The 9,104-nt window shown below is 69.2% G+C and carries 8 protein-coding genes; 1 reads left to right on the top strand and 7 read right to left on the bottom strand.

Features of this window, described 5'->3' with window-relative positions; genetic code table 11:
* Positions 1 to 75 precede the first annotated feature (75 nt).
* The 6 genes from BUQ68_RS00580 to BUQ68_RS00555 all read right to left on the bottom strand — a co-directional run bounded on the left by BUQ68_RS00580 (position 76) and on the right by BUQ68_RS00555 (position 6,426).
* Positions 76 to 1,161, bottom strand: a complete 1,086-nt coding sequence (locus tag BUQ68_RS00580) for an ABC transporter ATP-binding protein (RefSeq protein ID WP_075213993.1) — start codon at positions 1,159 to 1,161, stop codon at positions 76 to 78.
* A 10-nt stretch (positions 1,162 to 1,171) separates the two neighbouring features.
* The gene (locus BUQ68_RS00575; protein ID WP_075213992.1) at positions 1,172 to 2,002 is read right to left on the bottom strand and encodes a carbohydrate ABC transporter permease; all 831 of its coding nucleotides are present in this window, start codon (positions 2,000 to 2,002) and stop codon (positions 1,172 to 1,174) included.
* A 6-nt stretch (positions 2,003 to 2,008) separates the two neighbouring features.
* A complete protein-coding gene (locus BUQ68_RS00570; protein WP_075213991.1) occupies positions 2,009 to 2,929 on the bottom strand; it encodes a carbohydrate ABC transporter permease in 921 nt (306 codons plus the stop codon).
* A gap of 255 nt (positions 2,930 to 3,184) precedes the next feature.
* A complete protein-coding gene (locus tag BUQ68_RS00565; protein WP_075214327.1) occupies positions 3,185 to 4,447 on the bottom strand; it encodes an ABC transporter substrate-binding protein in 1,263 nt (420 codons plus the stop codon).
* Between the two features lie 102 nt (positions 4,448 to 4,549).
* Positions 4,550 to 5,716: a PLP-dependent transferase gene (locus tag BUQ68_RS00560; RefSeq protein WP_075213990.1), complete on the bottom strand. Its 1,167-nt coding sequence runs from the start codon at positions 5,714 to 5,716 to the stop codon at positions 4,550 to 4,552.
* Positions 5,713 to 6,426, bottom strand: coding sequence for a FadR/GntR family transcriptional regulator (locus BUQ68_RS00555; protein WP_075213989.1), 714 nt, complete (start codon positions 6,424 to 6,426; stop codon positions 5,713 to 5,715). Before BUQ68_RS00555 ends, BUQ68_RS00560 begins: the two co-directional genes overlap by 4 nt.
* Positions 6,427 to 6,780: 354 nt before the next feature.
* Here BUQ68_RS00555 and ggt point away from each other — a divergent pair, with 354 nt between their 5' ends.
* Positions 6,781 to 8,526 carry a gamma-glutamyltransferase gene (gene ggt / locus BUQ68_RS00550; protein WP_075213988.1) on the top strand — a complete coding sequence of 582 codons (1,746 nt, stop codon included), beginning with the start codon at positions 6,781 to 6,783 and terminating at the stop codon, positions 8,524 to 8,526.
* A 34-nt stretch (positions 8,527 to 8,560) separates the two neighbouring features.
* Here the strand turns inward: ggt and BUQ68_RS00545 are convergent, their stop codons facing one another.
* Positions 8,561 to 9,040, bottom strand: a complete 480-nt coding sequence (locus BUQ68_RS00545; protein ID WP_075213987.1) for a VOC family protein — start codon at positions 9,038 to 9,040, stop codon at positions 8,561 to 8,563.
* Between the last annotated feature and the right edge of the window lie 64 nt (positions 9,041 to 9,104).

Genomic DNA, 9,104 nt, shown 5'->3' with positions numbered 1-9,104 from the left:
AGTTTCGACAGGTCGAAACTATGCGGGCTCGGTATGACACGGCGGGATCGAGGGTCGAGGATCGGGGCCGGACCCTCAGGGGGCCGGATCCATCCGCCGGCCGTCCGCCGCGGCGAACACGTGGAGCCGGGCGGGATCGAAGGTGACGTCCACCGCGGCGCCGTCCCGCCCTAGCCCGCGGTCGAGGGTGAAGGCCTTGATGGGCGGGCCGAACGGGGCAAGGTGCAGGATGGAGCCGAAACCGGTCGGCTCCACCAGGCTGACGTCGGCGCGCCGTCCGCCGGCACCTGGGGCGGCGACGGTGACGTGCTCGGGCCGGACGCCGATCACCACGGTGGTCCCGTCGGGCACCGGAAACGGCCCCGCGAGCGGGAGGCGGTGGCCGCCTTCGACCTCCGCGACGGCGGCGCCGTCGGCGAACCGGTAGACGGCCGGGATCATGTTCATGGCGGGCGAGCCGATGAAGCCGGCGACGAAGAGATTGGCAGGCCGGTCGTAGAGATCGAGCGGGCTGCCGACCTGCTGCACCACGCCGCCGTTCATGGCGACGATGCGGTCGGCGAGCGTCATCGCCTCGATCTGGTCGTGGGTGACGTAGATCGAGGTCGCGCCGAGGTCCTTGTGCAGCCGCTTGATCTCCACGCGCATCTGCTCGCGCAGGCGCGCGTCGAGGTTGGAGAGCGGCTCGTCGAAGAGGAAGGCCTTGGGGCTGCGCACGATCGCCCGTCCCATGGCGACGCGCTGGCGCTGGCCGCCGGAAAGGGCCTTCGGGCGACGCTCCGTCAGCTCGTCGAGGCCGAGCTTGCCGGCCGCCGCCGTGATGGCGGCGGTGATCCGCTCCTTCGGCGTGCGGCGGAGCTTCAGGCTGTAGCTCATGTTCTGCGCCACGGTCATGTGCGGATAGAGCGCGTAGGACTGGAACACCATGGCGATGTCCCGGTCCTTCGGCGGCAGGTCGTTCACCCGGCGGCCCCCGATGGCGATCTCGCCGGAGGAGATCTCCTCCAGGCCGGCGATCATGCGCAGAAGGGTGGACTTGCCGCAGCCGGACGGACCGACGAGGACGACGAACTCGCCGTCGCCGATCGCCAGATCGACGCCGTGGAGCACGTCGACGGATCCATAGCTCTTGCGGGCGGCGGTGATGTCGATGGCGGCCATGCGGGTCTCCTCAGCCCTTCACCGCGCCGGCCGTCAGGCCCTGCACGAGATAGCGCTGGATCAAGAGGAAGAAGAGGGCGGCGGGGATGAGCGCCAGGATGCCGGCGGCCATCATCTGCCCGAAGTCCACCGAGAACTTGGACACGAACGTCAGGAGCCCGACCGGGAAGGTGGCCGCCGCGTTGCCGGAGATCAGCATCAGGGCGAACAGCAGCTCGCTCCAGGCGGCGGTGAACACGAAGCCGAGCGTCGCCGCGATGCCGGGCAGCGTCAGCGGCAGGATGATCTGCCGGAAGGCCACGAAGCGGGTCGCCCCGTCGATCATGGCGGCCTCCTCGAGGTCGCGCGGGATGCCGTCGAAGAAGGACTGCATCAGGAAGGTCGCAAACGGCACGTTGAAGGCCGTGTAGACGACGATGAGGCCGGTCAGGCTGTTGGTGAGGCCGAGCGGCGACAGGATCTTGAACATCGGCGCGATCAGCATCACCAGCGGGAACATCTGGGTCAGGAGCATCAGGGCCGTGATCCAGTACTTGCCGCGAAAGGCGAAGCGCGACAGGGCGTAGCCGGCGATCGCCGCGACCAGCGTGACGATGACGGCGGTGGAGCCGGAGACGATGACGCTGTTGAGGAAGAAGCGCGGGAAGTCGCTGTTGGCGATGACGAAGGCGTAGTGCTCCAGGCTCGTGCGCGATGGCCACATCCGCACGCCCTCCGAATAGAGGAGGTCGTTGGGCGTCACGCTGACCTTCAGGAGCCAGTAGAGCGGGAAGAGCGCGAAGGCGATGTAGAGGCCGATCGCCAGGCGGTGCAGGACGGTGAGGACGGGATTGCGGCGCATGGCGGTTCAGCCTCGCTTCAGCAGCGACTGCCGCAGCAGCACGATCAGCATGGAATAGGCGAGCAAGAGGACGAGGAGGACGAGGGCGATCGCCGAGGCGTAGCCGAAGTCGAGCCGCCGGAAGGCCGTGGTGAAGATGTAGCTCGCCACGATCTGGGTGCGGTCCGCCGGTCCGCCGTTGGTCATCACCACGATGAGGTCGGCGAAGTTGGAGATCCACACGGTGCGAAGGAGGATGGTGATCGCGATGGTCGGGGCGAGGAAGGGCAGCGTGATCGAGCGGAAGCGCTCGATCGGGCCGGCGCCGTCGATGGCGGCGGCCTCGTAGAGGTCCTTCGGGATCGCCTGCAGGGCGGCGAGCAGCGTGATGGCGAAGAAGGGGATGCCCCACCAGACGTTGGCGATGATCGGCCCCCACATGGCAAGATCCGGGTCGGAAAGGATGCTCTGCGGCGTGTCCATCAGCCCGAGGGCGACGAACCAGTGCGGCAGCGGGCCGATCACCGGGTTGAACAGCCACGCCCAGTCGAGGCCGGTGAGGAAGCTCGGCACCGCCCAGGGCAGGAAGCAGAGCGCCTGCGCCACCGCGCGGCCGCGGAACGGCTGGTTGAGGAGGAGGGCGAGGATGAGGCCGAACACGAACTGGAACACGACGGACGCGCCGGTCCACCAGAGGGTGTTGACGAGCGCGGTGCGGAAGGCCTCGTCGGTCGCCAGCGCCTCGAAGTGCCTCAGCCCGACGAAGCCGCCGCCGAAGGGGTTGAGGAGCTTGATGTCCCGGAAGGCGTAGGAGATGCCGAGCACCAGGGGCACCAGCATGACGGCCACGATCAGGATCAGCGCGGGCGCGGTGTAGAGCCACGGCTCGCTGGCATCCGCGAGGCGGCTGAGGAAGGGGCGGCGGCGCGCGGCCACGGGGGCGGTCATGGAGGGGGTCCGGGTTATGGGATCGCTGGAATAGCCTTCCCCTAAGGGGAAGGTGCCGAGCGGAGCGAGGCGGAAGGGGTCGTATTTTTTCCGTCGACCTTATGACTTCGCGACAGAGTATGACGAAGACAAAGACGACCCCTTCCGGCCCTTCGGGCCACCTTCCCCTGAGGGGAAGGATCATCCGCACGGACACTCGCTTCAGTGCTTGTCGATCACTCACTTCGCGGGAGAGAAGAGGGATCGACAGTCACCTCACTTCTTGTTGGCGAGCCACTTCTGCTGGGCGGCGGTCATGTAGTCCGCCCACTGCTTGGCGAGGTCTTCCGGCGTGATCTCGCCGAGGAGGGCCTGCTGGCTCGTCTTGATGACGAGGCTGTCCTTGAAGAAGGCGAACTCCTCCAGGTAGGTCGGCATGGAGAGCGGCTTGGCGTCCGGGTCCGCCAGTTCGTTGAACCAGCCTTCGAACTGCGGCGTCGCGAAGTGCGGGTCGTTGGACGCGGAGGTGAGGGCGGGCAGCGCGCCGGTGCGCTTGTTCCAGGCGATGTTGCCCTCCGGACCCTGAAGCGTGGCGATCAGCTTCCAGGCGAGCTCCTTGTCGGCGGGGTTGGCCATCATCGACCAGCCGGCGAAGCCGATGGTCGGGAAGGTCTTGCCGTCCGGGCCCTTGGGCATGGTGGTGACGCCGTAGTCGTCCGGGCTCATGCGTTCGGCGATGGCGATCAGCGCATCCGGGTCCTGGTCGAGGAAGGCGCAGGTGCCCGAATAGAAGCCGGCGACGATGTCGTTGAAGCCCCAGTTGACGCTGTCCTTCGGGGCATAGCCGTTCCTGTAGAGGTCGATCAGGTAGGCAAAGCCCTTCACCCAGCCCGGATCGGCGAAGGTGGAGGTGCCGTCCTCCTTGAACATCTGGTCGGTGCCGGCCATCGAGGCGCCGAACATCATCCAGCCGTTGAGGCCGCCCGGGCCGCCGCGAAGACAATAGCCATACTTGCCGGGGAGCGCGGAGACCTTGCGGGACGCCTCCTCAAAGTCATCGAGCGTCTTCGGCGGCTCGGCGACGCCGGCCTCCTCCAGGAGTTTCTTGTTGTAGAACATGGCCCGGAGATAGAAGCCGTAGGGCAGCATGTAGGTCTTGCCGCCCACCTGGCGGCCGAACTCCAGCGCGCGGTCGGAGAGGTCCGCGGTGTGCTCCCAGTCCTTCAGGAAGGGCTCCAGGTCCTCCAGCGCGCCGTTGGTGCCGTAGAGGGCGAGCCAGGTGTCCGGCATCTCCATGACGTCCGGGATCTCGCCGGCGGAATACATGGTGGCGAACTTCTCGAACGCCTCGTTCCACGGCAGCGAGATGATCTCCACCGTGGTGCCCGGATTGGCCTCCTCGAAGGTCTTGACGATGCCGCGCAGCGTCTCGGTGCGCTCCGGGCTGGTGATCACCTCGACGAGCTTCAGCGTGGTGTCCGCCAGCGCCGTGCCGGTCATCAGCACGGCCGCCATGGAGGCGGCGATCAGCGACTTGATCATGGCTTGTCCCCTTGGTCCCTTAGAGATGCTTTTTGTGTGGGTCAGGTTCTGGAGCGTTTTTCCCATCGGCCTGACGGGGTCCGTCGGACCGAGGGGCGCTCAAGCCGAGGCGACCTCGATCGCCGCGGAGAGATCGGCGATGAGGGCGCCCGCGCCCTCCAGGCCGACGTGGAGGCGGACGACCCGGGCGTCGATGCCGAAGTCGATCGCCGAATTGGGTCCGGCCGCCTGCTTGCGCACGACCTCGGCCGGGACCACGAGGCTCTCGTGGCCGCCCCAGCTGACGCCGAGCTTGAAGAGGGCGAGGGCGTCCGCGAAGGCCGGGATGTCGACGCCCTCGCGGAAGCGGAAGCTGAAGAGGCCCGACGTGCCGGTCAGTCCCGGCGGGAGGCCGTTGGCAAGGCCCGGGTGCAGGACCGCCTCCACCCGAGGGTGCTCGCGCAGCCACCGGGCGACGGCGAGCGCGTCCGCCTCGTGCGCCTTCATGCGGATCGGCAGGGTCCGGAGGCCCCGGATCAACAGCCAGGCGTCGAACGGCGACAGCTTGCCGCCGAGATAGGGGTAGGTCGTCTGGCGGATCCGCCGGATCAGCTCCGCCGACCCGGCGACCACGCCGGCCACCACGTCGGAATGGCCGCCGATGTACTTGGACGCGGAGTGGAGCACGATGTCGACGCCGAGGGAGAGCGGTCGCTGGAAGACCGGCGTCGCCCAGGAGTTGTCGATGACGCTGAGGGCGCCGTGACGCGTCGCGAGCGCCGCGAGGGCGCCGACATCGTGGGCCTCCATGGTCCAGCTGGTCGGGCTTTCCAGGTAGAGGAGCCTGGCGCCGGGCAGCGCATCCGCGACCGCCGCCTCGTCGAGGCCGTCCACATAGTCCACTTGGATGTCGAGGCCGGCGAGCAGCGTCTGGAACAGCCGGTAGGCGTCCGGGTAGCAGTGCTTCACTGAGACCATGCGGTCGCCGGGCTTCAGGAAGGTCAGCACGGTGGACGAGATGCCGGCCATGCCGCTGGCAAAGCCGATGGCGTCCTCGGCGCCTTCCAGGCGGGCGATCATCTCCTCGAAGAGGCGCACGGTCGGATTGAGGCCGCGGGTGTAGGTCGGGCGGATCTTCAGGCCGCGGTAGGTCTCCTCCATCTCCGCGTAGGAGGAGAAGGTGAACAGCGAGGTCTGGACGATCGGCGGCACCACCGCGTCGAAGGCGTGGGCCTCGTCGTGGGCGACGGTCAGCCGGGCGAGGTCGAAGGGATCGTCCGGGATCATCGAGACATGTCCTTGATGTCCTCTTCCACGATGTCGAGGATGGCGATGGTGGTGGCCCGCGCCGCCGCCTCGTCGCCGTCGCGGATGGCCTCGAACAGCTGGCGGTGGAACGGAAACGACCGGCGGGCGAAGTCCGGCCGGTCGAAGGGCTTGTCCCAGAAGCGCTCGAACGCCTCGCGCATCTGCTCCAGGAGCTGGCGGAACAAGGGGTTGTGGGTAGCGTCGTAGATCGCCAGGTGGAAGGCGAGGTCCTCGCGGCCGGCGGTGCCCTTTTCCAGGTGCACCCGTTCCATCTGGTCGAGCTTCTCCTCGATGACGCGGAGATCCTCCGGCGTCCGCCGGCGCGCCGCGATGACGCTCGCCTCCGCCTCCACGCCCCGGCGGACGTCGAGGGTCTGGAGAAGGACGTCGCGGAGATGGGTCGTATCGAAGGTGAGGGGCACGTGGATGGTGCCGGCCGACACCATGCGCAGGAGATAGGTGCCGCTGCCCTTGCGGGACTCCACGATGCCGAGAGCCTGGAGCTGGCGGATGACCTCGCGGACGGTGGACCGGCCGACGTCGAGGGCGGCGCAGAGCTCCCGCTCGGTCGGCAGCTTGTCGCCGGGCTTCAGGCCCGCCCGGTGGACGAAATCGGCCACCGCCTTCATTACCGCCGCCGCCCGGTCGGGCCGGGGCAAAGGCGTCATGATGGCATGTCCATCGGCCATGATCTCCCTCCCCCTGCCTCCCGACCCGGCGGGCGGGCTTGAGCGCCCGCTCTGATCACGCCCAAAATTGGTCTGACATCTGCTAGCTTTCCAGCATGCGCGCGGCCCGTCAAGCCCCTGTCGGACGGGAGCCCTCGGGATCGGGGGATGACCTGCGGGCCGCGGGTCTGAGCCGTCCTGGACGTCCTGCGGCAAGCATTGGCGGTTTCGGCAGCTGCACGACACGTTTTGTCGGGGCAGCATCCGTCCGTCCTGCGGGTGCGCATCGTCCGCGCCGCCCCGGTGGATCGCCCCCCTGGTCCACCGCCCCGCGCAGGGCTACTCTGGCGCGGTTTCCGGATCGGAGGTCGGCGGATGAAGCTCTCAGCCTTGGCCGTCGTGGTCGCAGTCCTCCTCCAGCCGACGCTCCTTCGCGCCCAGCAGGCGGCGGACGCGCAGGCGCCCGAAGCCCCGGTCGCCGTGCGCGCGCCGGTCGCGCCCGCCGAGGCGAGGACCTGGATGGTGTCGGCCGCCAATCCTCTGGCGGCCCGCGCGGGCGCCGACGCCCTCGCCAAGGGCGGCACGGCGGTCGACGCGATGATCGCCGTCCAGGCCATGCTCGGCCTTGTGGAGCCCCAGTCGTCCGGCCTCGGCGGCGGCGCCTTCCTGGTCTATTTCGAGGCGGCCGGGAACCGCGTCGTCACGCTGGACGCCCGTGAGACGGCGCCGCGGGCGGCAACGCCGACCCTGTTCCAGACCGACGCGGGAGAGCCTCTGGCCTTCTTCGACGCGGTCGTCGGAGGCTTGTCGGTCGGCGTGCCGGGAACGCCGCGGCTTCTGGCGGACGCGCATCGGCGCTGGGGCCGGCTGCCCTTCCCGGACCTGCTCGCGCCGGCGATCCGGACGGCGCGGGACGGCTTCGCCGTGTCGCCGCGCCTTGCCGGTCTCGTCGCCGACGATGCCGGACGGCTCGCGTCCTCCCCGGAAACGGCCGCCTACTTCCTGCCCGGCGGCAAGCCGCTGCAGGCCGGGGCCATCCTCGCCAACCCGGCCTACGCGCAGACCCTGGAAGCCCTGGCACGGGACGGCGCGGAGGCCTTCTACGAGGGGCCGATCGCGCTCGACCTGGTGGCCGCGGTGCGGGGCGCCAAGACCCCGGGGCGGCTCTCTCTCGACGATCTCGCCGCCTATCGGGTGGTCGAACGGCCGGCCGTCTGCGTGCCCTATCGCCAGGTGGAGGTCTGCGGCATGGGCCCGCCGTCCTCCGGCGGCATCGCGGTCGGGCAGATCCTCGGGATGCTGGAAGGGTTCGATCTCGCCGGTCTCGGTCCGGACGATCCGGTGTCGTGGCGGCTGATCGGCGACGCCACCCGGCTCGCCTTCGCGGACCGGGAGCGCTATGTGGCGGACGTCGACTTCGTGCCCCTGCCGCTCGGGGGGCTCACGGACCGGGCCTATCTGGCGGACCGCGCCGCGCGCCTGAAGACCGACAAAGCGCTCGCCGAGACGCCCGCCGGCGCGCCGACGTGGGATCACGCGCTGCATTTCGCCGACGGCGACGCGCCCGAGCGGCCCTCCACCAGCCACGTCTCCATCGTCGACCCCTACGGCAACGCGCTCGCCCTCACCACGAGCATCGAGAACGGCTTCGGCGCGCGCCTGATGGTGCGCGGGTTCCTGTTGAACAACCAGTTGACCGACTTCTCCTTCAGCAGCCACAAGAACGGGATCCCGGTCGCCAACCGGGTGGAGCCCGGCAAGCGGCCGCGTTCGTCCATGGCGCCGACGATCGTCTTGGAGAACGGCAAGCCCCGCATGGTGGTGGGGTCGCCAGGGGGCAGTGCCATCATCCCCTATGTGGTCCAGGCGATCGTCGGGCACCTGGACTGGGGCCTCGACGTCCAGGCGGTGGTCGCGGCGCCGCACCTCGTCAACCGCTTCGGCACCTACGAACTGGAGAAGGGCACGGCGGCGACCGCCCTTGCGGACGACCTTGCCGCCCTCGGCTACAAGACGGAGGAAAAGGACCTCACCTCCGGCCTGCAGGTCATCGCGGTGTCGCCGGACGGGCTCACCGGAGGGTCCGACCCGCGCCGGGAGGGCGTGAGCCTCGGCGACTGAGGGCGCCGGGCCGCACGCGTCTTCACCCGCGGCGTCAGCCGCGCCGCGCGGCCTCGATCGCGGCGACGTCGATCTTGCCCATTCGCATCATGGCGTCGAAGGCGCGCCTCGCCTCCTCGCCGCCGGCCGCCAGCGCGTCGGTCAGCACCCGCGGGGTGATCTGCCACGAGACGCCCCAGCGGTCCTTGCACCAGCCGCAAGCGCTCTCCTTGCCGCCGTTGCCGACGATCGCGTTCCAGTAGCGATCGGTCTCCTCCTGGTCGTCCGTGGCGATCTGGAAGGAAAAGGCCTCGGACTGGGGGAATGTCGGCCCACCGTTGAGGCCGATGCAAGGAAGGCCGAGCACCGTGAACTGGACGGTCAAAACATCGCCCGCCTTCCCGGAGGGATAGTCGCTGGGCGCCCGGAACACCGCCTGGACCGCGCTGTCCGGGAAGGTCGCCGCGTAGAAGCGGGCGGCGGCCTCGGCGTCGTGGTCGTACCAGAGGCAGAGGGTGGTCTTCGGCTGGGTCATGGCGGTCTCCTTGGACGAACAGGGGAAGAACAGGCGGCGAAAGCGGAAGGCCGCGGCCTGCGGC

The organism is Mongoliimonas terrestris, assembly GCF_001927285.1.
Lineage (GTDB): Bacteria > Pseudomonadota > Alphaproteobacteria > Rhizobiales > Pleomorphomonadaceae > Chthonobacter > Chthonobacter terrestris.
The sequence above is the reverse complement of the archived record's forward strand: the minus strand, read 5'-3'. Positions and strand labels throughout refer to the sequence as shown.